This is a genomic window from Pseudomonas argentinensis, from assembly GCF_001839655.2.
GTDB classification, from domain to species: domain Bacteria; phylum Pseudomonadota; class Gammaproteobacteria; order Pseudomonadales; family Pseudomonadaceae; genus Aquipseudomonas; species Aquipseudomonas argentinensis_B.
The window spans coordinates 4,989,766-5,012,494 of the sequence record NZ_CP056087.1 but is presented as its reverse complement, the minus strand read 5'-3'; the positions used below and the strand labels follow the sequence as shown (position 1 = coordinate 5,012,494).

17 protein-coding genes and 1 pseudogene are annotated in these 22,729 nt (G+C 66.0%); 15 read left to right on the top strand and 3 right to left on the bottom strand.

Annotated features, from left to right (window positions below):
- Positions 1 to 42: 42 nt before the first annotated feature.
- The 3 genes from SA190iCDA_RS22820 to SA190iCDA_RS22810 are packed head-to-tail and all read left to right on the top strand — an operon-like array spanning position 43 to position 2,494.
- Positions 43 to 1,068: an aminoglycoside phosphotransferase family protein gene (locus tag SA190iCDA_RS22820; RefSeq protein WP_070886130.1), complete on the top strand. Its 1,026-nt coding sequence runs from the start codon at positions 43 to 45 to the stop codon at positions 1,066 to 1,068.
- Positions 1,065 to 1,736, top strand: a complete 672-nt coding sequence (gene murU, locus SA190iCDA_RS22815) for an N-acetylmuramate alpha-1-phosphate uridylyltransferase MurU (RefSeq protein ID WP_070886131.1) — start codon at positions 1,065 to 1,067, stop codon at positions 1,734 to 1,736. The genes SA190iCDA_RS22820 and murU overlap by 4 nt, the downstream gene beginning before the upstream one ends.
- Positions 1,736 to 2,494 carry a TerB family tellurite resistance protein gene (locus SA190iCDA_RS22810; protein ID WP_070886132.1) on the top strand — a complete coding sequence of 253 codons (759 nt, stop codon included), beginning with the start codon at positions 1,736 to 1,738 and terminating at the stop codon, positions 2,492 to 2,494. Before murU ends, SA190iCDA_RS22810 begins: the two co-directional genes overlap by 1 nt.
- 3 nt (positions 2,495 to 2,497) lie before the next feature.
- Here SA190iCDA_RS22810 and SA190iCDA_RS22805 read toward each other — a convergent pair whose 3' ends face one another.
- The gene (locus SA190iCDA_RS22805) at positions 2,498 to 3,472 is read right to left on the bottom strand and encodes an alpha/beta hydrolase family protein (protein WP_070886133.1); all 975 of its coding nucleotides are present in this window, start codon (positions 3,470 to 3,472) and stop codon (positions 2,498 to 2,500) included.
- A gap of 134 nt (positions 3,473 to 3,606) precedes the next feature.
- On the opposite strand from SA190iCDA_RS22805, the gene SA190iCDA_RS22800 reads away from it, so the two are divergent.
- From SA190iCDA_RS22800 to trpE, 12 genes and pseudogenes are all read left to right on the top strand, one after another.
- Positions 3,607 to 6,009, top strand: a complete 2,403-nt coding sequence (locus SA190iCDA_RS22800) for a PAS domain-containing sensor histidine kinase (protein WP_070886134.1) — start codon at positions 3,607 to 3,609, stop codon at positions 6,007 to 6,009.
- A gap of 12 nt (positions 6,010 to 6,021) precedes the next feature.
- Positions 6,022 to 6,651: a response regulator transcription factor gene (locus SA190iCDA_RS22795; RefSeq protein ID WP_070886135.1), complete on the top strand. Its 630-nt coding sequence runs from the start codon at positions 6,022 to 6,024 to the stop codon at positions 6,649 to 6,651.
- 217 nt (positions 6,652 to 6,868) lie between these two features.
- Entirely contained in the window at positions 6,869 to 7,978 is a 1,110-nt protein-coding gene (locus SA190iCDA_RS22790) for an ABC transporter ATP-binding protein (protein ID WP_070886136.1), read from the top strand.
- Positions 7,979 to 8,022: 44 nt separating this feature from the next.
- The gene (locus SA190iCDA_RS22785; RefSeq protein WP_070886137.1) at positions 8,023 to 9,057 is read left to right on the top strand and encodes an ABC transporter substrate-binding protein; all 1,035 of its coding nucleotides are present in this window, start codon (positions 8,023 to 8,025) and stop codon (positions 9,055 to 9,057) included.
- A 114-nt stretch (positions 9,058 to 9,171) separates the two neighbouring features.
- Entirely contained in the window at positions 9,172 to 10,419 is a 1,248-nt protein-coding gene (locus SA190iCDA_RS22780; protein ID WP_070886138.1) for an ABC transporter permease, read from the top strand.
- A 158-nt stretch (positions 10,420 to 10,577) separates the two neighbouring features.
- Positions 10,578 to 11,405, top strand: a complete 828-nt coding sequence (locus SA190iCDA_RS22775) for an ABC transporter permease (protein WP_070886139.1) — start codon at positions 10,578 to 10,580, stop codon at positions 11,403 to 11,405.
- Positions 11,406 to 11,566: 161 nt separating this feature from the next.
- Entirely contained in the window at positions 11,567 to 12,934 is a 1,368-nt protein-coding gene (locus tag SA190iCDA_RS22770) for a sigma-54 interaction domain-containing protein (RefSeq protein WP_070886140.1), read from the top strand.
- A 178-nt stretch (positions 12,935 to 13,112) separates the two neighbouring features.
- Positions 13,113 to 14,261: an iron-containing alcohol dehydrogenase gene (locus tag SA190iCDA_RS22765; protein ID WP_070886207.1), complete on the top strand. Its 1,149-nt coding sequence runs from the start codon at positions 13,113 to 13,115 to the stop codon at positions 14,259 to 14,261.
- A 141-nt stretch (positions 14,262 to 14,402) separates the two neighbouring features.
- A complete protein-coding gene (locus tag SA190iCDA_RS22760) occupies positions 14,403 to 15,782 on the top strand; it encodes a hypothetical protein (RefSeq protein ID WP_070886141.1) in 1,380 nt (459 codons plus the stop codon).
- Between the two features lie 175 nt (positions 15,783 to 15,957).
- Positions 15,958 to 16,632 carry a ribulose-phosphate 3-epimerase gene (gene rpe / locus SA190iCDA_RS22755; protein ID WP_070886142.1) on the top strand — a complete coding sequence of 225 codons (675 nt, stop codon included), beginning with the start codon at positions 15,958 to 15,960 and terminating at the stop codon, positions 16,630 to 16,632.
- A pseudogene (locus tag SA190iCDA_RS22750) lies at positions 16,629 to 17,528 on the top strand (phosphoglycolate phosphatase). Before rpe ends, SA190iCDA_RS22750 begins: the two are co-directional and overlap by 4 nt.
- A 64-nt stretch (positions 17,529 to 17,592) precedes the next feature.
- Positions 17,593 to 19,071, top strand: coding sequence for an anthranilate synthase component I (gene trpE / locus SA190iCDA_RS22740; protein ID WP_070886144.1), 1,479 nt, complete (start codon positions 17,593 to 17,595; stop codon positions 19,069 to 19,071).
- A 305-nt stretch (positions 19,072 to 19,376) separates the two neighbouring features.
- Here the strand turns inward: trpE and SA190iCDA_RS22735 are convergent, their stop codons facing one another.
- Together SA190iCDA_RS22735 and SA190iCDA_RS22730 are read right to left on the bottom strand one after the other, a co-directional pair.
- On the bottom strand, positions 19,377 to 21,119 hold the full coding sequence (locus SA190iCDA_RS22735; RefSeq protein WP_070886145.1) for an acetyl/propionyl/methylcrotonyl-CoA carboxylase subunit alpha: 1,743 nt from the start codon (positions 21,117 to 21,119) through the stop codon (positions 19,377 to 19,379).
- Positions 21,116 to 22,729, bottom strand: coding sequence for a 5-oxoprolinase/urea amidolyase family protein (locus SA190iCDA_RS22730; protein WP_070886146.1), 1,614 nt, complete (start codon positions 22,727 to 22,729; stop codon positions 21,116 to 21,118). Before SA190iCDA_RS22730 ends, SA190iCDA_RS22735 begins: the two co-directional genes overlap by 4 nt.

The following is a 22,729-nucleotide window of genomic DNA, read 5'->3' as shown; positions in this document are numbered from 1 at the left end:
GCATGACCCGCGCAACGGCTAGCGCCGTCGGAGACCCTTGCAATGCCTGATCACGATGTACGTTTGCAACGCCTGCAGCAATGGCTCGAGCCGCAGCTGCAGGCCCTGTTCGCTTCCAACGGCTGGGGCGAGGTGCCGGCTGCCGTGCTGCAGCCGGCCAGCAGCGACGCCAGTTTTCGCCGTTATTTCCGCTGGGAGGCGGATGATCGCAGCCTGATCCTGATGGACGCGCCACCGCCTCAGGAGAACTGCAGGCCCTTCGTCGAGGTGGCCAATCTGCTCGCCCGCGCCGGGCTGAACGTACCGCAGATCCATGCCGCGGATCTCGAACAGGGTTTTCTGCTGCTCAGTGACCTGGGCCGCCAGACCTACCTGGAGGTGATCGACAGCGACAATGCCGATCAGCTGTTTGCGCCCGCCATCGATGCCTTGCTGGCCTATCAGCAACTGCCGATGGACGCCGGCCTGCCGCACTATGACGACGCCTTGCTGCGCCGCGAGCTGCAATTGTTTCCGGATTGGTACGTCGCCCGCGAGCTCGGCCTTACCCTCGATGCCGATCAGCAGGCGGCCTGGCAGCGCATCTGCACCTTGCTGATCGACAGCGCCCTGGCGCAGCCCAAGGTGCTGGTGCACCGCGACTACATGCCACGCAACCTGATGCTCAGCGTGCCCAACCCCGGCGTGCTGGATTTCCAGGATGCCGTTTACGGCCCGGTTACCTACGACATCACCAGCCTGTTCAAGGACGCCTTTCTCAGCTGGCCGGAGGCACGTGTGCAGGGCTGGCTCGAGGGGTATTGGCGCAAGGCCCTTGCGGCGGGCGTTGCTGTTCAGGAAGACATCGCAGACTTCCTGCGCGCCAGCGACCTGATGGGCGTGCAGCGCCACCTCAAGGTGATCGGCATTTTCGCGCGCATCTGCCACCGTGACGGCAAGCCGCGTTACCTGAGCGACGTGCCACGCTTCTTCGCCTATATAGACGCGGTGCTCGAGCGACGTCCGGAGCTGGCCGAGCTTGGCGAGCTGATCGCGCAGCTGAAAAGCGCTGCGGAGGCCACTCGATGAAGGCGATGATTCTGGCCGCCGGCAAGGGTGAGCGGCTGCGGCCGCTGACCTTGCATACACCCAAACCCCTGGTGCGGGCCGCCGGCGTGCCGTTGATCGAATACCACGTACGCGCCCTGGCTCGTGCTGGATTCAGCGAGCTGGTGGTCAATCACGCCTGGCTCGGTCAGCAGATCGAGGACTATCTGGGTGAGGGCGAACGCTACGGCGTGCGCATCCGTTACTCGGCCGAAGGCGAGCCGCTGGAAACCGGCGGCGGTATCTTCAAGGCGCTGCCGCTGCTCGGCGAGGAGCCGTTCGTGGTGGTCAACGGCGATATCTTCACCGACTACGATTTTTCGGCCCTGCGCAGGCCCTTTTCCGAAAAGGCTCACCTGGTGCTGGTGGACAATCCCGCCCATCACCCGACGGGGGACTTTTGCCTCGCCGAGGGGCGGGTAGCGGATGCCGCAGCGGATGCTGACAGCCTCACCTACAGCGGCATCGCGGTGCTCAGCCCGGTGCTGTTCGCCGGCTGCCAGCCCGGCGCGTTCAAGCTCGCGCCCTTATTGAGGCAGGCGATGGCAGGCCGGCAGGTGACGGGCGAGCGCTTCACCGGCCGCTGGGTGGATGTCGGCACCCACGAGCGCCTGGCCGAAGTGGAATCGCTGCTGCAGGACGAGTGCTGATGTACTGGCCGCTGACCTTGGTGGGGGCGCTGGCCGGCTACGCCCTGGCAAGCATTCCCGGTCTGTTGCTCGGCGGCCTGCTCGGCCAGGTGCTGGATCGGCGCCTGGGCCTGCGCGGCTGGAAAACCCTGGGCGAGCGGCTGGTGGGCAGGTCCGCCGTGGCTGATGACGCCTTGCTGTTCGTCATGCTGGGGCGCCTGGCCAAGAGCGATGGCGTGGTGCAGCAGGCGCACATTCGTCAGGCCCGCGCCGAGATGCAGCGCCTGGCGCTGGGCGAGGCAGGCAGGGCGGCAGCCATCGAGGCCTTCTCGCGCGGCAAGACCGGCCAGGACAGCCTGCGTGGCCCGTTGCAACGCCGCCGCAGCGAGGCCCAGGAACTGTTGCGCGCCTGCTGGCGCATGGCCTGGGCCGATGGCAAGGTGGGCCAGGCCGAGCGCGAACTGATCCTGTTATGGGGCAAGTGGCTGGGCGTTTCCGCCGAAGCCCAGGAGGCGCTGAGCGCCGGCTACTCGCCGCGTCGCGGCCCGCCGACCGCGGGCGCCGACGCCTATCAGCAGGCCCTGCGTCTGCTCGGCGTGACGGCGGAAAGTGACGTGCAGCAGATCAAGAAGGCCTATCGCCGCCTGCTCAGCCGCCACCACCCCGACAAGCTGGCCGGCAGTGGTGCGGCGCCCGAGAAGGTCCGTGAGGCCACCGACGCGACCCGTGAACTGCACAATGCCTATGCGCTGATTCGCCAGCGCCGCGGTTTCCGCTGAGCGCTACTTGGCGCCGCCGGCGTGCTTGTCCAGCCAGCCGCGCAGGCGACGGAACAGCTGCTCCTGGGCGACATCGGGATTGCCCGGCAGGGCATCCAGGCTGATCTGCACCAGGGCAGGCTGTTTCTGCCGCTGACTCAGTTGTTTGCGTGCCAGTGCCGCCTGCCGAGCACTGGCACCGTCGCGGTAATAGAAATCGCCGACCTTGGCGGTGAGCTGCGCCAGCAGGTCGTTGAACGGCGCGTCGAAACCCTCCGGCTGGCGAGTATCCACCAACACCAGATGAGTGACATTGGCGGGCTTGCGCTCGGCGATGTAACGCGCCGCCCAGTAGGCGCCGCTGCCATGGCCGAGCAGCACCACGACCTTGGCCTGCTGCTGGCCGGCAAAGGCGATGCCGGCGTCGATACGTGCGAAGACCCGTTCCACGTGAGCTGCGCGTGCCGCCTCTGCGTCAGCCGATGGCGCTTCGCTTGGCGGGGCCGGGGTGGCCGGCTCTGGGGCCTTTTCAGCCGGGGCTTCGGCAGCTTTGCCGTCGCCGCTCGCAGGCGGCTCGGCGACTCGCACGGGCAGGTTCGGACCCTGCGGGTCCGGCAGGGTCAGGCTCAGGCTGTGCCAGCCGGCGTCTGGCAACCTGCGGCGCAGCGGGCCGATGGTCGGCGGTGCGTCGGCACTCTCTTCATCCCCGGGAATCAGGATCACCGCCCCCATGGGCGCCGGATCGTTGGCCGGTCGCCAGAGGGCGAGAAAGGTCGTGCCGGCGGCATCGAGCTGCTGCTGTTCGCTGGCCGCCAGTTGACGTTCCAGGGCCGATGCTTCCAGGTCGCTGCGCTCGATCAGTGGCGCCCGCTGCGCGGGCTTGGCCTCGCCCTTGTCGGCGGTTTCGGCGGGTGGGCTCTGTTCGGCGTGCGCGGCCAGGACACTGGCCAGTAGGGTCAGGCACAGGGCGTAGCGGGGCAGGTGGCGAAGGCGGGTCATGGCAAAGCCTGAACGGGTAGGTCAAACCAGCCTAATCACTTGTCGTGGATTTGTCAGATCCTGATGTAGCTTAATGCGGCATCTGCCGCGAGCGTTCTGCTCGGCGGCTTCCCAATCGTTTTCGGTGCCCGTGCATGATCCGCCGTTGGCTGTTCCTCCTGATCCTGAGCCTGCCCACCACGCTATGGGCGGATCAGCCGCCAGCGGCGCCGGCGGCCATCTTCGATGCTGCGCAGCAGCAATGGCTCACCGCCAATCCGCTGCTGCGTGCCGGCGTGGTGCTGCAGCCGCCCTACGCCCAGCTCGACCGCCGCCTGCATCGTCTGACCGGCGCCAACGTGGAGATCGTCAACACCCTGGCCGCGCTGATGGGCGTGCAGGTGCGCTGGCGCACCTTCCAAACGCCGGAGGAACTGGAACAGGCGCTGCGCAGCGATCAGCTCGATCTGGCCGCGGGCCTTAGCCAGACCCCGGCCGGGCTGAGGCGCTGGGTGTTTTCCGATCCCTTTCTGCGTGTCTCGCACCTGCTGGTTGGCGAGCGTGACGGCGGTGGCGCGGTCGATCTGGAACAGCTCGATGGCCGCTCACCGGTTGCCCTGAAGGGCTCCGATGCGGTGCTCGACTACCTGCGCAGCAGCTACCCGAAGCTCAAGCTGGACATCACCAATTCCCCGCGCCAGGCGCTGCAGCGGGTGGTCAATCAGCAAGCCAGCTACGCGGTGCTCGATGAAGCCCAGCTGGGTCGCCTGTCCCGGGAACCGGAGTTTCTCGGCCTGGCCATCGTCGGTGATATCGGCTTCCCGCAGCTGCTACGGGTGGCCACACGGCGCGACCTGCCAGAATTGTCGGCGATCATCGATGTCGCGTTGCGCAACCTGTCGGCCCGCGAGCTCGATGACCTGCACAACCGCTGGCTGCCGCCGAGCTACCTGCAACAGGAAAGCTCGGCGAGCTTCTGGCGTGCCATCAGCCTGCTGCTCGGTCTGTTGCTGGCGTTCGCGCTGGCGCTGGCGCTGTGGCTGCGCCGCCAGCGCGACACCCTGGAGTTTCGCCTGCTCGCCGCGCGCCACGAGGTGGAGCTGCGGGAGATCGCCCGCGACGCCTTGCGCCTGTCGCAGTTCTCCATCGACAACAGCACGGTGGGCATCCTCTGGGTCAACTGGGACAGCCACGTGCGCTATGCCAACCACGCCGCCGAAACCATGCTCGGTTACCGCAGCGGCGCGCTGGTGGATCGGCCGCTGCGCGATTTCGAACCGGGCATGAGCATGGATCGCTGGCTCAACCTGTGGCGCTTGGCCCGCAAGGGTGACGAAGGGCCGCCGAGCTTCGAGACCGAATGCCTGCGCGCCGACGGCAGCCGCCTGCCGGTGGATGTGTCGCTGAGCTTTCTGCAGTACCGCGATACCGAATACCTGGTGGTGTTCATCACCGACGTGACCGAACGCCGCCGCGCCCTGGCCGCCTTGCAGGAAAGCGAGGCGCGCCTGCAGGGCATCGCCGCCAATGTGCCGGGCGTGGTGTTTCGCCTGGAGCGCGCGCGGCCGCGCGACCCGGCGCTGTTCGCCTTTATCGGCGAGGGCAGCGAAAGCCTGGTCGGCTATCGGGCATCGACACTGCTGGCGCCCGGCCACGGCCTGCGCAGCCTGGTGCACCCGGACGACAAGGCCGACTACCACCGCACCCAGGACCAGGCCTTCGACAGCGACAGCGACTGGCATTGGCAGGGTCGCATGCTCACCCAGGCCGGCGAATCGCGCTGGGTGGACATCAAGGCCATGGCCCGGCGCCTGGCCGATGGCCGGGTGATCTGGGACGGCGTGGTCTGGGACATCAGCGACAACAAGCGCAACGAGCTGGCGCTGGCCGAATCCCAGGCGCGCCTGCGCGACCTGTCCGCCCACCTGGAAAGCGTGCGCGAAGAGGAAAAGGCCCGGATCGCCCGCGAGGTGCACGACGAGCTTGGCCAGGTGCTCACCGTGCTCAAGCTGGAAACCTCGATGTGCGAACTGGGCTTCGCCGACCTCGACCCCGGCCTGCGCGAGCGCCTGGACAACATGAAGAAGCTGATCGCCAACCTGTTCCAGCTGGTGCGTGACGTGGCCACCGCCCTGCGTCCGCCGATCCTGGATGCCGGCATCGCCTCGGCCATCGAATGGCAGGCCCGACGCTTCGAGGCGCGCACGCAGATTCCCTGCCTGGTCGAAGTGCCCGAGCACCTGCCGCCGCTGAGCGACGCCAAGGCCACCGGGCTGTTCCGCATCCTTCAGGAATCGCTGACCAACGTCATGCGCCACGCCCAGGCGCATACCGTGACGGTGCGCCTGGAACTGCTGGGCGACAGCCTGCGCCTGTCGATTAGCGACGATGGCCGCGGCTTCGACCCGGCTGCCATCCGTGCCGATTCCTTCGGCCTGGTGGGCATGCGCGAGCGGGTGCTGATGCTCGGCGGGCAATTGAGCCTCGACAGCCGGCCCGGCGAAGGTACTCTGTTGCGCGTGCGGGTGCCGCTGAGCGAGTGTGCATCCGATGACTAGGAGGTTGAGCCCGTGATCCGAGTACTGGTGGCCGAAGACCACACCATCGTCCGCGAGGGCATCAAGCAACTGATCGGCATGGCCCGTGACCTGCAGGTGGTCGGCGAGGCGAGCAACGGCGAGCAGTTGCTGGAAACCCTGCGGCACACGCCCTGCGAGGTGGTGCTGCTGGACATCTCCATGCCCGGCGTCAACGGCCTGGAGGCGATTCCGCGGATTCGCGCGCTGAGCCAGGCGCCGGCGATTCTGGTCCTGTCGATGCACGACGAGGCGCAGATGGCCGCCCGCGCCCTGAAGATCGGCGCCGCCGGGTACGCCACCAAGGACAGCGACCCGGCCCTGCTGCTCACCGCGATCCGCAAGGTCGCCGCTGGTGGGCGCTACATCGATCCCGAACTGGCCGACCGCATGGTCTTCGAGGTCGGCCTGACCGATTCCCGGCCGCCCCATGCGTTGCTGTCGGAGCGTGAGTTCTCGGTGTTCGAGCGCCTGGTGCAGGGCGAGGGCGTCAACGAGATCGCCGTCCATCTGGCGCTCAGCAGCAAGACCATCAGCACCCACAAGGCGCGGCTGATGCAGAAGCTCAACCTGCACTCGGTGGCCGACCTGGTGCGCTACGCGGTCGAGCACAAGCTGGTCTGATCGCGCCACGTATCCATCCGCGACATCATCTGCCGCGCGACGCAGCATGGCGTCGTCATCGTCACGCCGATACTTATCCAAACGCGACATCGCTGTAGGGATCGCCCTACAAGCACCTTTCCGCCTGCCTTATAGCAAAGTGTCATTACGCCCGATTTTCATCCTCCAATGCCGGTTCTAGTCTTGGCTCACGGTAGAACAACAGGCAGGTGCGGTGATGGGCGACACTTCTTCGAGCGACATCCTGGTCAGCTTTCGTGGCGTGCAAAAGAGCTACGACGGCGAGAACCTGATCGTCAAAGATCTCAACCTGGATATTCGCAAGGGCGAGTTCCTGACCCTGCTCGGGCCCTCCGGCTCCGGCAAGACCACCAGCCTGATGATGCTGGCCGGCTTCGAGACGCCCACCGCCGGTGAGATCACCCTGGCCGGCAAGCGCCTGAACAACGTACCGCCGCACAAGCGCGACATCGGCATGGTGTTCCAGAACTATGCGCTGTTCCCGCACATGACCGTGGCCGAGAACCTGGCCTTCCCGCTCAGCGTGCGCGGCATGAGCAAGGCCGACGTGGGCGAGAAGGTCAAACGCTCGCTGTCCATGGTGCAGCTGGACGCCTTCGCCGGCCGCTACCCGGCGCAGCTCTCCGGCGGCCAGCAGCAGCGCGTGGCGCTGGCTCGCGCCCTGGTGTTCGAGCCGCAACTGGTACTGATGGACGAGCCGCTGGGTGCGCTCGACAAGCAATTGCGCGAGCACATGCAGATGGAGATCAAGCACATCCACCAGCGCCTGGGCGTGACCGTGGTCTACGTGACCCACGACCAGAGCGAGGCGCTGACCATGTCCGATCGCGTCGCCGTGTTCCACCAGGGCGAGATCCAGCAGATCGCACCGCCGCGGGAACTCTACGAGTCGCCGCGCAACACCTTCGTGGCCCAGTTCATCGGCGAGAACAACCGCTTCGCCGGCGAGCTGGTCGAGCGCGCAGGCGACACCTGCACCGTGCAGCTGGCGCGTGGCGAGAAGGTCCAGGCCCTGGCCGTCAATGTCGGCCAGCCGGGCGATGCGGTCAGCCTGTCGATCCGCCCGGAGCGCATTCGTCTGAATGCCGCGGCCGAGGGCTGCGACAACCGCTTTTCCGGGCGCGTTTCGGAATTCATCTACCTGGGCGACCACGTGCGCGTGCGCCTGGAGGTCTGTGGCAAGACCGACTTCTTCGTCAAGCAACCGATCGCCGAGCTCGACCCCGCGCTCGCGGTCGGTGATGTGATCCCGCTCGGCTGGCAGGTCGAGCACGTTCGCGCCCTCGATCCGCTGTCGGCGGAATGATCGGCGTTTTGCGCTTTACCACAGCACTTGGAGCCAACATAAAAATGTCGAAGCTATTCTCCCTTTCCGCGCTGACACTGGGCCTGGTTTGCGCTGCACAGGTTCAGGCTGCAGACCTCACCGTCATCAACTTCGGTGGCGCCAACAAAGATGCCCAGGTCAAGGCCTACTACCAGCCGTGGGAAGCGGCCGGTAACGGCAGGATCATCGCCGGCGAGTACAACGGTGAAATGGCCAAGGTCAAAGCCATGGTCGACACCAACAGCGTGTCCTGGGACCTGGTCGAGGTGGAGTCCCCCGAGCTGGCCCGTGGTTGCGACGAAGACCTGTTCGAAGAGATCGACTACGCCGTAGTCGGTGACAAGAGTGCCCTGGTACCGGGCGCCGCCTCGATGTGCGGCGTCGGCTTCTTCGTCTGGTCCACTGTCATGGCCTACAACGCCGACAAGCTGAGCACCGCGCCGACCGGCTGGGCGGATTTCTGGGACGTGAAGAAATTCCCGGGCAAGCGCGGCCTGCGCAAGGGCGCCAAGTACACCCTCGAGTTCGCCCTGATGGCCGACGGCGTCAAGCCTGCGGACGTCTACAAGGTGCTGGCGAGCAAGGACGGCCAGGAGCGCGCCTTCAAGAAACTCGACGAACTCAAGCCGTACATCCAGTGGTGGGAAGCCGGCGCCCAGCCGCCGCAGTACCTCGCCTCCGGTGACGTGGTCATGAGCTCGGCCTACAACGGCCGCATTGCCGCCACCCAGAAGGAGGGCAGCAGCCTGAAAGTGGTGTGGGACGGTGGCATCTACGACTTCGACGCCTGGGCCATCCCCAAGGGCGCCAAGAACAAGGATGAGGCCATGAAGTTCATCGCCTTCACCCTGCAGGCAGAAAACCAGAAAACCTATTCCGAAAACATCGCCTACGGCCCGGTGAACCCGAAAGCCGTCGACCTGCTCGACGCCAAGGTCGCTGCCGACCTGCCCACTGCCCCGCAGAACATCGCCAATCAGGTGGCCATGGACGTGGCCTTCTGGGCCGACTTCGGCGAAGTACTGGAGCAGCGTTTCAACTCTTGGGCTGCCAAGTAACGGCTCGGCGTAATAAGCCTGAAAGCACCTGCTTTCAGACGCTGCAAGGAGCGCCTGTGATGGGCGCTCTGGCTGTACCCCGAATTCCTTATCTGTTTCACCGGAGTTATCCCCATGGCCCTAGCAGTGCCCAATGCCGAGGTCGCCGGCCCCACGCTCAAGCAGCGCCTGGCGCGCGCCGAGCGGATGAATCGCCTGAAATCCCAGGCCCTGATCCTGCCGCTGGTGCTGTTTCTCGTGTTCACCTTTCTGGTGCCGATCGTGGCGCTGCTCAACCGCAGCGTGGATAACCCGGACGTGGTCGGCTCGCTGCCGCGCACCGTCGAGGCCATCGACAGCTGGGACGGCCGCGGCCTGCCCGAAGAACCCGTCTACAAGGCGCTGGCCCTGGACCTGGCCGACGCCCGTGAACAGCAGAAGCTGGGCGACCTGTCCAAGCGCCTGAACATGGAGCTGGCCGGCTACCGCAGCCTGCTGGCCAAGACCGGCCGCGCGCTGCCGTTCGAGGCCGAACCTGCCTCTTACAAGGAGGCGCTGGAGTCCTTCGACGAGCGTTGGGGCGACCCGGCTTACTGGCAGGTGATTCGCCGCAACAGCAGTTCCTGGACGTCCTACTACCTGCTCGCCGCCCTGGATCATCGTGTTGACGACGCCGGCGCTGTGGTCAAGACCACCCCGGACCAGGCCATTTATCTCGACATCTTCGCCCGCACCTTCTGGATGGGCGCGGTGATCACCGCCATCTGCCTGGCGCTGGCCTATCCGCTGGCGTATCTGCTGGCCAACCTGCCGACCCGCCAGGGCAACCTGCTGATGATCATGGTGCTGCTGCCGTTCTGGACCTCGATCCTGGTGCGTGTGGCGGCCTGGATCGTACTGCTGCAGTCGGGCGGGCTGATCAACTCGGCGCTGATCAAGATCGGCGTCATCGACCAGCCGCTGGAACTGGTGTTCAACCGCACCGGCGTATACATCTCCATGGTGCACATCATGCTGCCATTCATGATCCTGCCGATCTACAGCGTCATGAAGGGCATCTCGCCGACCTATATGCGCGCCGCGATCTCCCTGGGCTGCCACCCGTTCGCCAGCTTCTGGCGGGTGTATTTCCCGCAGACCCTGGCCGGCGTCGGCGCCGGTTGCCTGCTGGTGTTCATCCTGTCCATCGGCTACTACATCACGCCGGCGCTGCTCGGCAGCCCGAGCGACCAGATGGTCAGCTACTTCGTCGCCTTCTACACCAACACCACCATCAACTGGGGCATGGCCACTGCGCTGGGCGGCTTGCTGCTGGTCGCCACGCTGCTGCTCTATGTGGTGTACAGCTGGTTGGTGGGTGCGGGTCGGTTGCGTCTGGGTTAGCAGGCGATTGAAAAACGTTAGCGAGGCAGCCGCTACGAGGCGAACCAGACGAAAAAGCTGAGTGTACTTTTGTACATGAGCATTTTGAGGATGGTTCAACGAAGTAGCGGCAACGCAGGTAGTTTTTCAGCGACCTGCTTACGGAAGGAGATTGAGAAATGTTGAGTCCCTATATGTCTCCCGTCGAGCGCGCCTGGTACTACGGCCTGCGCCTGCTCTGCGGCCTGGTGCTGCTGTTTCTGGTGCTGCCGATCCTGGTCATCGTGCCGCTGTCGTTCAACTCCGGCACCTTCCTGATCTACCCGATGCAAGGGTTCTCGCTGCGCTGGTACGAGGACTTCTTCGGCTCCGCCGGTTGGATGCGCGCGCTGAAGAACAGCATGATCATCGCCCCGGCGGCGACCGTGCTGGCGATGATCCTCGGCACCCTGGCGGCCATTGGCCTGACCCGCTCGGAGTTTCGCGGCAAGGCGCTGGTGATGAGCCTGCTGATCTCGCCCATGGTGGTGCCGGTGGTGATCGTCGGCGTTGCCAGCTACCTGTTCTTCGCGCCGCTGGGCCTGGCCAACGGCTACCTGTCGCTGATCGTGGTACACGCGGTGCTGGGCGTGCCCTTCGTGATCATCACCGTGTCGGCGACCCTGCAGGGCTTCAACTACAACCTGGTGCGCGCCGCAGCCAGCCTCGGCGCCTCGCCGATTACCGCGTTCCGCCGGGTGACCCTGCCGCTGATCGCGCCGGGCGTGATCTCCGGCGCACTGTTCGCCTTCGCCACCTCGTTCGATGAGGTGGTGGTGACCCTGTTCCTCGCCGGCCCGGAGCAGGTCACCTTGCCGCGGCAGATGTTCAGCGGCATCCGCGAGAATCTCAGCCCCACCATCGCCGCTGCGGCGACCCTGTTGATCGGCTTCTCGATCCTGCTACTGCTGACTCTGGAATGGCTGCGCGGGCGCAGCGAGAAGCTGCGTACCCAGGTCAACGAATAAGCGCTTTCACGGCGTAGCCGTAACCGCCGCCGCCCCTCGGGTTGCGGCGGTTTTTTATCGCCGTCATTGCCGGCGATGACCCGACTCGCTGCCCGCCCTTTGTTATGCCTCTCGCGTCTGCGAGTACACTGCCAGGTCTTCTGCCCGTACCTGGAAAGCTCATGGATTTCGACGACCCCAGTTTTTGCGAGTTGCTCGATGCGCTGCATGACGGCGTCTATATCACCGACGCCGATGGCATTACCCTCAAGGTCAACGGCGCTTACGAAAGGCTGACCGGCCTGCGCAGCGAGGATGTGGTCGGCCAGCACATGCAGGCACTGGTCGAGCAGGGGGTGATCTCCCAGTCGGTTTCGTTGCGGGTGCTCAAGGAGGGCAGGGCGCTGTCGCTGATGCAGAGCGTCAGCCAGGGCAAGCGCCTGCTGGTCAGTGGCACGCCGATTCTCGATAGCGCCGGCCAGGTGCGCTACGTGGTCAGCACGGTGCGCGACATGACCGAGCTGTTGCGCATCAAGCACGAGCGTGACGAGCTGCAGCAACTCAAGGAGCTGCGCAGCAGCACCGCGAAACTGCACGCCGGCCAGCGCGGTGACCTGCTCCATGCCTCGCCGGTGGCCAATCACCCGGCCTCCGGGCGCATCTTCGCCCAGGCCCGGCAGGTGGCCGCCAGTGACGTGAAGGTGCTGCTGCAGGGCGAAACCGGCGTCGGCAAGACGCTGATCGCCCAGTACATCCACAAGCGCAGCCCGCGCGCGGCCCAGCCGTTCCTGGCGCTCAACTGCGGCGCACTGCCGGAGAACCTGATCGAGGCCGAGCTGTTCGGCTACGTGGCGGGCGCCTTTACCGGCGCCGGCAGCAAGGGCAAGCGCGGCCTGCTGGAGCTCGCCCACCACGGCACGGTGTTTCTCGACGAGATCGGCGACCTGCCGTTGCCTCTGCAGGTCAAGCTGCTCAAGGTGATCGAGGAGAGTCGCTTCATTCCCGTGGGCGGCCTGGAGCTCAAGGAAGTGGATGTGCGCATCATCACCGCCACTCACCACGACCTGCGCCAGATGGTCGCCGAGGGGCGCTTTCGCGCCGACCTCTATTACCGTCTCAACGTGGTGCCGATCCATATCCCCGCGCTGCGCGAGCGGCCGGACGAGATCCAGCCGCTGCTCGATTTCTACCTGGCCGAGTTCAACGCTCGCTACGGGCGGGAACTGACCTGGGAGCTGGAAGCCCTCGATGCACTCACCGATTACCCCTGGCCCGGCAATATCCGCGAGCTGATCAACCTGGTCGAGCGGCTGGTGGTCACCTGTAGCGGCGAGGCCGTGGAACTGTTCGACCTGCCCGAGGAGATGCGCCTGTCTGCGTCGGATGCGGGCAGTGAAAGCCTGCCGCTGCGCAAGCAGGTCGAGCAGCTCGAGCGGCGGCTGATCCGCAACGCCCTGGTGCAGCACAAGACCACCCGCGCGGCCGCCAAGGCCCTCGGCCTCAGCCAGGCGACCCTGGTGCAGAAGATGAAGCGCTGGGAGCAGGGCTGATTGGAAAATGGATCAAACAGGCTTTTCTGATCCATTTCCTGTTCGCAGCTGACCGCTCCACACCTGTGTCGGATCGACGCAGCCCTTGTACCGCAAGGGTTTCGTTCAACTGGCACAGGACTCGCTAAGACAGGCCCGAACCCGTCCAGTTTTTACAATGCATAAAAGGGCCCTGATGATGAGTATCGCTGCCTTCAAGATCGCCAACAAGCTGCTCACCGGCCAAGGCGCCGTGGAGCAACTGGCACACGAGCTGTCCCGCCTTGAGGTCCACAACCCGCTGATCGTCACCGACGCCATCCTGATCCAGTCCGGCACCGTGGATCACGTGCTCGAGCAGCTTGGCGAGCGTGCCTACGGCATTTTCGATGGGGTGGAGCCGGAGCCGGAGATCGCCATCGTCGAGGCTTGCGCCAAGGTCTATCGCGACGGCGGCCATGATGGCCTGATCGGCGTCGGTGGCGGCAGCGCCATCGACATCGCCAAGGCGGTGGCCGGCTACGTCGGTCATGACGGTGCGCTGGAAGAGCTGTTCGGCGTCGATCAGATCAAGCGTAAGGGCCCGCCGTTGATCGCCATCCCGACCACCGCCGGCACCGGCTCGGAAGTGACCAACGTGTCGATCCTCTCGGACAAGCAGGCGCAGCTGAAAAAGGGCATCGTCAGCGACCATCTGCTGCCCGACGTGGCCCTGGTCAGCCCGGTGATGACCCTGACCTGTCCGCGCAGTGTGACCGCTGCCAGTGGCGTCGATGCCCTGGTGCACGCGGTGGAATCCTACCTGTCGGTGAATGCCTCGCCGATCACCGACGCCCTGGCCATCGGCGCCATCAAGCTGATCGCCAAGGCGCTGCCCAAGGCCTACGCCAACCCGGCCGACCTCAAGGCGCGTGAAGACATGGCCACCGCCAGCCTGATGGCCGGCATGGCCTTCGGCAACGCCGGGGTCGGCGCCGTGCACGCCCTGGCCTACCCTTTGGGCGGGCGCTTCAACATCGCCCATGGCGTCAGCAACGCCCTGCTGCTGCCCTACGTGATGGCCTGGAACAAGCTGGCCTGCATCGAGCGCATGGCCGAGATCGCCACCGCCCTGGGAGTGCAGACTCATGGCCTGAGCGACAAGGCCGCCGCCGACCTGGCCGTCGAGGCCATGGCCGAGCTGTGCGCCAGCGTCGACATTCCCAAGGGCATGCGCAGTTTCAACGTGCCCGAGGACGCCATCCCGGCCATGGCCGAGGAGGCCAGCAAGATCGACCGCCTGATGCGCAACAACCCGCGGCGCCTGACCGCCGGCGATATCGAGCAGATCTACCGCGCCGCCTACTGATCCCGTTTCACAACCGCTGACCAACAGCCCCGGCCATGTCCGCGCACCTGTAAAAACGTACCGTGATGGCAACGAAGGTAGTTTTTAGAGATGCCCGTCCGGGGCTCGCTGCTTACAACTCTAATAAGATTGGTGATTCACATGTCCGAACCACATCAACAAGACCTGGGCGTCGAAGCCCCGTACTGGCCGCTGGGGCCGTTCAAGGTACGTCTGCCTTTCATTCATTACCGCTTCGAGCTCTCCGACTACATGCAGGGCCTGCTCATGTGCGCGGTGGACCTGGCGGCGATCCCGCTGATGACCGAATTCCTCGGCATGCCCTTCGAGGTAGCGCTGGCGGTGGTCATGCTCAACGGCCTGCTGTACCTGACCCACCACCTGCTGGGCGATCCGGTGGTGCCGGGCTGGATCACCCCGGCGATCCCCCTGCTGATGGCCTACTGCAGCCAGTTCCCTGAGGGACCGGAGCGGGTGCATGCGCTGATCGCCTTCCAGTTGATGCTGGGGATATTTTCCATCGGCCTGGGCATGACCGGCATGGCGCGCAAGGTGGTGTCCCTGGTGCCCTCAGCGCTCAAGGCCGGCATCATCATGGGCGCCGGCCTCAGTGCGGTGGTCACCGTGTTCAAGGAAGGCGGGCGTTTCGACGCCTTCCCCTGGACCATTTCCATCGCGGTCGGCATCGCCTTCTACCTGGTGTTCTCCCTGCACTTCCAGCAACTGAAGAAGCGCAGCCGCTTCTGGTGGAACTTCGCCAAGCTGGGCATCTTCCCGATCATCCTGCTGGCCGTGTTCGTCGCACCGATCTTCGGCGAGGCGCCGTGGCCGAACATCGAGTGGGGCATCAGCAAGCCGGACTTCGTCACCCTGTGGAACGAGTACACCGTGTTCGGGCTCGGCATGCCGCCGCTGATGATGTTCGTCACCGCCATTCCCACCGTGTTCGCCGCCTACCTGGTGGTGTTCGGCGACGTGCTGGGCGCCAGGGCGATCCTCTCCGAGGCCGACCATATCCGCAGTGACGAGAAGGTCGACTTCAACCCCAACCGTTCGCACCTGATCTTTGGCGGACGCAACGCCCTGATGAGCATCCTCGGCCCGGACGTGGCCATGTGCGGCCCCCAGTGGTCGGCCATGCAGGTGGTGATCACCGAGCGCTTCAAGGGCGGCGCCCAGGCGATGAAGTCCATCTACGGTGGCGTCGGCTCGTTCCGCTGGGGCACCAACACCGGCCTGTTGCTGCTGCCAGTGGTCACCCTATTGCAGCCGATCCTCGGCGTGGCGCTGGCGCTGACCCTGCTGATCCAGGGCTACGTCAGCGTACGCCTGGGCATCATGGAAGCGCGCAGCCAGCGCGACCTGGGCATCGCCGGGGTGATCGGCGCGGTGCTGGCGATCAAGGGTGCTGGCTGGGCCTTCGCCATCGGTGTCGGCCTGTGCGCGCTGATCTACGGCGCGCAGATGTTCCGCGGCGAGAACGACCAGACCTTTACCAAGGATCTGCCGCCGGGCGAGTGATCCCCGGGCGAGCGCAGCGACACCCGGGAATGCCCTGGGTTTCGCTGCGCTCAAGCGCAGGCTGCGGAGTGCCAGGCTGAGGCATTTTGCGCGCGCCGCCGTCAGGCGACGCTGCCAGATGATGATCGAGCCGCTACAATGCGCGCCACCGTGACCCAGCACTCAGAGGTGCGCCATGCAACCCTTCGCCATCGCCCCGTCGATCCTTTCCGCCGACTTTGCCCGCCTGGGTGAGGAAGTCGACAACGTACTCGCCGCCGGGGCGGACATCGTGCATTTCGATGTCATGGACAACCACTACGTGCCCAACCTGACCATCGGCCCGATGGTCTGCTCGGCGCTGCGCAAGTACGGCATCACCGCGCCCATCGACGCGCACCTGATGGTCAAGCCGGTGGATCGCATCATCGGCGACTTCATCGAGGCCGGCGCTTCGTACATCACCTTCCACCCGGAAGCCAGCGAGCACGTCGACCGCAGCCTGCAGCTGATCAAGGCCGGCGGCGCCAAGGCCGGCCTGGTGTTCAACCCGGCCACCCCGCTGGACGTGCTCAAGTACGTGATGGACAAGGTCGACATGATCCTCTTGATGAGCGTCAACCCCGGTTTCGGCGGGCAGAAGTTCATTCCCGGCACCCTCGACAAGCTGCGTGAAGCCCGCGCGCTGATCGACGCCAGCGGTCGCGAGATCCGCCTGGAAATCGACGGCGGGGTGAACGTGCAGAACATCCGTGAGATCGCCGAAGCGGGCGCCGATACTTTCGTCGCCGGCTCGGCCATCTTCAATCAGCCGGACTACAAAGCCGTGATCGACGCCATGCGCGCCGAGCTGGCCCAGGTGCGTGGATGAAACCGCTGCGTGCGCTGTGCGGCGATGAGCTGCCGCGCCTGGTGATGTTCGACCTGGACGGTACCCTGGTCGACTCGGTGCCGGACCTGGCCACCGCCGTCGACCGTATGCTGGGCGAACTGGGGCGGCCGGCTGCCGGTGTCGAGAAGGTGCGCAAGTGGGTGGGCAATGGTGCCCGCGTGCTGGTGCGCCGTGCCCTGGCCGACGACATCGACCACGCCGAGGTCAGTGATGCCGAGACGGAGATCGCCCTGGCGCGCTTTCTCGATATCTATGCCGACTGCCACGACCTGATCACCCTGTACCCGGGCGTGCATGAACTGCTGGAAGCCCTGAGCACCGCCGCCGTCGAGCTGGCGGTGGTCACCAACAAACCGGAGCGTTTCGTCGCGCCGCTGCTGGAGCAGGTCGGCCTCGGCGGTTACTTTCGCTGGATCATCGGCGGCGATACCCTGCCGCAGCAGAAGCCCGACCCGGCCGCCCTGCTGCAGGTGATGCGCCTGGCTGGGGTGACCAAGGAGCAGTCGCTGTTCGTCGGCGATTCACGCAGCGACGTGCTGGCGGCCCGTGCCGCCGGCGTACCCTGCGTGGCGGTCAGCTACGGCTACAACCACGGTCGCCCGGTGGCCGATGAGGAGCCGCAGCTGGTGGTCGACAGCCTCGCCGAGCTGCTTTGAGCAGCGGTAGGCGACAGGCGACAGGCAAAGGCGAAAAGCAAAGGCTCGAGCGTGTAGTGCGCGAGCCACCCTAGCCTGGCGCTTGCAGCCTGGCGCTCGCAACTGCTACCTTGGCCGCTCTCCTTATTCCCCGCCTGTCGAGATCGCACCGTGGTGGTTAGCTGCAAACTCTGGATGAAAGTCATCAAGGCCCTGGCCCGTTGGCGCTGGCGCGCCTGACAGTCTCCGCCGCCATGAGCGGCCCGTTTGCACCTGACCGATTTCTCACGCCACGAGGCTGATCATGATCCACGAAGAATTCCTGCGTTTGGCCGCCGAAGGCTATAACCGCATTCCGCTCGCCTGCGAAACCATCGCCGACTTCGACACGCCGCTGTCGATCTACCTGAAACTGGCCGACGCACCCAACTCCTACCTGCTCGAATCGGTGCAGGGCGGCGAAAAATGGGGCCGCTACTCGATCATCGGCCTGCCGGCGCGCACCGTGCTGCGCGTGCACGGCCACGAGGTGGTGATCACCACCGATGGCGTGGAAGTCGAGCGCCATGACTGTGCCGACCCGCTGGCCTTCGTCGAGGCGTTCAAGGCCCGTTACCGGGTGCCGACCATTGCCGGTCTGCCGCGCTTCAATGGCGGCCTGGTCGGTTATTTCGCCTACGACAGCGTGCGTTACGTCGAGCCCAAGCTGGCCGCCGGGGTGAACCCCGACGCGCTGGGCACGCCGGACATCCTGCTCAACGTATCCGATGCGGTGGTGGTGTTCGACAACCTGGCCGGCAAGATGCACGCCATCGTGCTGGCCGACCCGGCCGAAGCCGATGCGTTCGCCCGTGGTCAGCAGCAGTTGCAGGACATCCTGCACAAGCTGCGTCAGCCGTTCACGCCGCGCCTGGGCGTGGATCTGAACAAGCCGGCGGGCGAAGAGCCGGCGTTCCGCTCCAGCTTCAGTCGCGAGGATTACGAGCGCTCGGTGGATGCCATCAAGGATTACATCCTGGCCGGCGACTGCATGCAGGTGGTGATTTCCCAGCGCATGTCGATCCCCTTCAAGGCCGCGCCCATCGACCTGTACCGTGCGCTGCGCTGTATCAACCCGACGCCGTACATGTACTTCTTCAACTTCGGCGATTTCCACGTGGTCGGCTCGTCGCCCGAAGTGCTGGTGCGCGTCGAGGACAACCTGGTCACCGTGCGGCCCATCGCCGGCACCCGCCCGCGTGGTGCCACCGAGGAGCAGGACCTGGCGCTGGAAGAAGACCTGCTGGCCGATGCCAAGGAAGTCGCCGAGCACCTGATGCTGATCGACCTGGGCCGCAACGACACCGGCCGCGTCTCGGAGATCGGCTCGGTGAAGCTGACCGAGAAGATGGTCATCGAGCGCTATTCCAACGTCATGCACATCGTTTCCAACGTCACCGGCGAGCTGAAGCAGGGCCTGACCTCGATGGACGCCCTGCGCGCCATCCTGCCGGCCGGCACCCTGTCCGGTGCGCCGAAGATCCGTGCCATGGAAATCATCGACGAGCTGGAGCCGGTCAAGCGCGGCGTCTACGGCGGCGCGGTCGGTTACTACGCCTGGAACGGCAATATGGACACCGCCATTGCCATCCGCACCGCGGTGATCAAGGACGGCGAGCTGCACGTGCAGGCCGGCGCCGGCATCGTCGCCGACTCGGTGCCTGCATTGGAATGGGAAGAAACCCTCAACAAACGCCGCGCCATGTTCAAGGCCGTGGCCCTGGCGGAGCAGGGCTCGCTCTGATCCGAGCGAATAACAAGAAGGGCAGCTTAGGCTGCCCTTCTTGCTTTCGACTTCCTGGGTATCGCTGCGCCTAAACCCAAACCGTAGGGTGGACGGCGCTTTATCCGTCCACCATCAGTTCGGCATGGTGGATGAAAAGAGCGTCGGCTACGCGCCCCGATCCACCCTACGGCTGCCCTTTCTTTTGAGCACCAAATGCGAGTTGTCTACATCCTGTGGGAGCGCGCCACGCGCGCGAAATCACGGGCATGGCCCGTTCCCACGGGTATAGCCTGGGTGGAGCGCAGCGATACCCGGGGCTTATCTCAGCCTTCCAGCTTGGCCAACGCCGCCCCTGCCTCCAGATAGGCCCCGGCCTGTTCACGAATACGCAGGGTGCCGTCTGCCGGCGAGGTGACCTGGGTTTCCATCTTCATGGCTTCCATCACCGCGATCACCTCGCCGGCCTTTACCTGGGCGCCATCTTCGACCAGCCAGGCGTGCAGGTTGCCGGAAATCGGCGCGCTGACCAGACCTTCTTCGCCAGCTGGCGCGGCGGCCCGAGTTGCTACCTGAGCCGCCTGGACGCCGCCGCTCAATGGCGCCAGGCCTTGCAGCAGGGCCCCCGGCAGGGCCAGTTCGTGGCGCTTGCCGTCGATCTCGATAAAGGTGCGCAGCACCGCGTCGCCGGCCACCGGCAGGGTGCGCGGCGCCAGGGTGATCTGCTCGGCGAAGTCGGTCTCGATCCAGCGGGTGTGCACGGCGAAGCGCTCGGGGCCGGTGAAATCCTCGTGATCCATCACCGCCCGGTGGAAGGGCAACACCGAGGCGATGCCGTCGATCCGGAACTCGGCCAGGGCGCGGCGGGCGCGGGCGATGGCCTGCTCGCGGGTGGCACCGGTGACGATCAGTTTGGCCATCATCGAGTCGAAGCTGCCGGGCACCGTCGAGCCACTTTCCACACCGCTGTCCAGGCGCACGCCGGGGCCGCTCGGTGCGCGGAATTCGCTGATCTTGCCGGGAGTGGGCAGGAAGCCCTTGCCGGCATCTTCGGCGTTGATGCGGAACTCGAAGCTGTGGCCGCGGGGCGTCGGCGTTTCCGTGAACGACAGCGGCAGGCCGTCGGCGACGCGCAGCTGCTCGATCACCAGGTCGACGCCGGCGGTTTCCTCGGTCACTGGGTGCTCGACCTGCAGGCGCGTGTTCACTTCCAGGAACGACAGGGTGCCATCGGCGCTGAGCAGGTATTCCACGGTGCCGGCGCCGACATAGCCGGCCTTGGCGCAGATGTCGTGGGCAGACTGATGAATGCGCTGGCGCTGCTCCTCGCTGATGAAGGGCGCCGGCGCTTCCTCCACCAGTTTCTGATTGCGGCGTTGCAGGGAGCAGTCGCGGGTGCCGACCACCACCACGGTGCCGTGGGTATCGGCGATCACCTGGGCTTCGATATGGCGCGGGCGGTCGAGGAACTGCTCGACGAAACACTCGCCGCGGCCGAACGCCGCTTCGGCTTCGCGCACCGCCGAGGCGTACAGCTCAGCCACTTCGTCCATGCGCCAGGCGACCTTCATGCCGCGCCCGCCACCGCCGAATGCGGCCTTGATGGCGACCGGCAGGCCGTGCTGCTCGGCGAAGGCCAGCACCTCGGCAGCGCTCTGCACCGGGCCGGGTGTGCCGGCCACCAGGGGCGCGCCGACCTGCTGGGCGAGCTTGCGGGCTTCGACCTTGTCGCCGAGCACGTCGATGGTTTCCGGGTTCGGGCCGATCCAGACCAGCCCGGCGCCTTGCACGGCCCGAGCGAAGTCGGCGCGCTCGGAGAGAAAACCGTAACCGGGGTGCACGGCATCGGCGCCAGCACGCTTGGCGATGGCCAGCAGTTTTTCGATGTTCAGGTAGGTGTCGGCCGGGCGCTCGCCGTCCAGCCCGTAGGCTTCGTCGGCGTGACGCACATGCAGGGCGTCGATATCGGCATTGGCATACACGGCCACGGAGGCCACACCGTGGTCGTGGCAGGCGCGGGCGATACGCACGGCGATTTCACCGCGGTTGGCGATCAGGACTTTTTTCATGGTTGGTTCTTCGCATCGGCAGTGGGAAGGGAGGCGTCGGGCTGCAGCTCAACGAACGCCTCGATCGGGTTGAAGCGGATCTGCGCGTTGATGGGGATTTGCCCGGCCAGATCCAGGTGGTGGCTGGCCACTGCGGCGATCACCGGATAGCCGCCGGTCAGCGGGTGGTCGGCGAGGAACAGCACCGGCTGGCCGCTGGCGGGCACCTGGATGGCGCCCAGTGAGGTGCCTTCGCTGGGCAGCTCGTCATGGTTGCAGCGCTCCAGGGGCACCTCGCCCTCGAGGCGAATGCCGACCCGGTTGGATTGCGGGGTGACGCGCCAGAGCTGGCTGCTCAGGCGCTGGATGGCCGCCTGGGTAAACCAGTCGCTGCGTGGGCCCATGAGCACATCCAGGGTGATGATGTCCGTGCTGGTCGGCAGATCGAAGGCGGGGGCTTCATGTACCGACACGCTGGTGCCGGTGCCCACTTCTTGGAAACTCAAACGGTCTCCGGTTTTGAGCGGCGGCGGGCCGACCTGGGCCAGGCTGTCGTAGGAAAGACTGCCCAGCACCGGCGCCACCTGAAAACCGCCACGAATCGCCAGGTAGCTGCGCAGCCCGGCCTGGGGTGCACCGAGGCTGACGCGGTCGCCGTCTTCCAGTTCGATGGGTTGATAGTTGGCGGGTTGCCAGCGCAGGCCGCTAGCGGTGGTCACGGTGACCGGCGTCAGCGCACCGGTGAGGGCGATGAGGGTACGGCCGTGGCAGACGAAGCTCAGGCCGCCGAGCACCACTTCCAGGCAGGCGCAGGCCGAGTCGTTGCCCACCACGCGGTTGGCGGCGCGCAGGGCGCCGCGATCCAGCGCGCCGGACATCGACACGCCCTGGTCGGTATGGCCCGCGCGGCCCAGGTCCTGCAAGACCGTCTGCAGGCCGGGGCTGAGAATTTCCAGGTGGGCACCGGCAGGCGGCTCGCTGGCCGTCGTTTGTTCATGAGCTGGCAGGCCACCGGCCGGCAGCGGGCCGGCATCCTGGAAGCGCACTTTGTAGCCGGGGCGCAGCAGGGCCGGCTGGTCGCGGCCCAGGTCCCACATCTGCAAGGGCGTGACGCCGATGATCTGCCAGCCACCGGGGCTGGCCTTGGGGTAGATGCCGCTGAAATTGCCGGCCAGGGCCACGGCGCCAGCCGGAATTCGGGTGCGCGGGGTCTGCCGGCGCGGCACCTGGAAGTCGGCGCCGCCGGTCAGGTAGCCGAAGCCGGGGGCGAAGCCGCAGAAGGCCACCTCGTAATCGGCGCTGGTGTGGCGGCGCACCACTTCCTCGCGGCTGAGGCCGAGCAGCCCGGCGACCTCGTCGAGGTCCTCGCCGTCGTAGTGCACGGGAATCTCCACGCGGCGGCTTTCACGGGCGCTGCGCTGGCTCAGGTCGCGACGGGCAAGATCATCGATCAACGCCTGGCGGTCGATGGCACTTGGGCGGTACTGGATCAGCAGGGTACGGGCCGCCGGGACGATTTCCTCGACGCCGGCGATGGGCCGGGCCTGCAGCGCGTCGAACAGTGCCAGGGTTTCGTCGAGATCCTGCAGTTCGACGAGCAGCGTATCGAGGTTGGCTGGGAGAAAACGCAA

Excerpts from the sequence above, each read along its gene's own strand:
- SA190iCDA_RS22765 (WP_070886207.1), top strand. The coding sequence starts at position 13,113 with ATGAGTATCGCTGCCTTCAAGATCGCCAACAAGCTGCTCACCGGCCAA.
- SA190iCDA_RS22805 (WP_070886133.1), bottom strand. The coding sequence starts at position 3,472 with ATGACCCGCCTTCGCCACCTGCCCCGCTACGCCCTGTGCCTGACCCTA.
- SA190iCDA_RS22810 (WP_070886132.1), top strand. The coding sequence starts at position 1,736 with ATGTACTGGCCGCTGACCTTGGTGGGGGCGCTGGCCGGCTACGCCCTG.
- SA190iCDA_RS22785 (WP_070886137.1), top strand. The coding sequence starts at position 8,023 with ATGTCGAAGCTATTCTCCCTTTCCGCGCTGACACTGGGCCTGGTTTGC.
- SA190iCDA_RS22770 (WP_070886140.1), top strand. The coding sequence starts at position 11,567 with ATGGATTTCGACGACCCCAGTTTTTGCGAGTTGCTCGATGCGCTGCAT.
- SA190iCDA_RS22790 (WP_070886136.1), top strand. The coding sequence starts at position 6,869 with ATGGGCGACACTTCTTCGAGCGACATCCTGGTCAGCTTTCGTGGCGTG.
- SA190iCDA_RS22735 (WP_070886145.1), bottom strand. The coding sequence starts at position 21,119 with ATGAAAAAAGTCCTGATCGCCAACCGCGGTGAAATCGCCGTGCGTATC.
- SA190iCDA_RS22760 (WP_070886141.1), top strand. The coding sequence starts at position 14,403 with ATGTCCGAACCACATCAACAAGACCTGGGCGTCGAAGCCCCGTACTGG.
- rpe (WP_070886142.1), top strand. The coding sequence starts at position 15,958 with ATGCAACCCTTCGCCATCGCCCCGTCGATCCTTTCCGCCGACTTTGCC.
- trpE (WP_070886144.1), top strand. The coding sequence starts at position 17,593 with ATGATCCACGAAGAATTCCTGCGTTTGGCCGCCGAAGGCTATAACCGC.
- SA190iCDA_RS22775 (WP_070886139.1), top strand. The coding sequence starts at position 10,578 with ATGTTGAGTCCCTATATGTCTCCCGTCGAGCGCGCCTGGTACTACGGC.
- murU (WP_070886131.1), top strand. The coding sequence starts at position 1,065 with ATGAAGGCGATGATTCTGGCCGCCGGCAAGGGTGAGCGGCTGCGGCCG.
- SA190iCDA_RS22780 (WP_070886138.1), top strand. The coding sequence starts at position 9,172 with ATGGCCCTAGCAGTGCCCAATGCCGAGGTCGCCGGCCCCACGCTCAAG.
- SA190iCDA_RS22820 (WP_070886130.1), top strand. The coding sequence starts at position 43 with ATGCCTGATCACGATGTACGTTTGCAACGCCTGCAGCAATGGCTCGAG.
- SA190iCDA_RS22800 (WP_070886134.1), top strand. The coding sequence starts at position 3,607 with ATGATCCGCCGTTGGCTGTTCCTCCTGATCCTGAGCCTGCCCACCACG.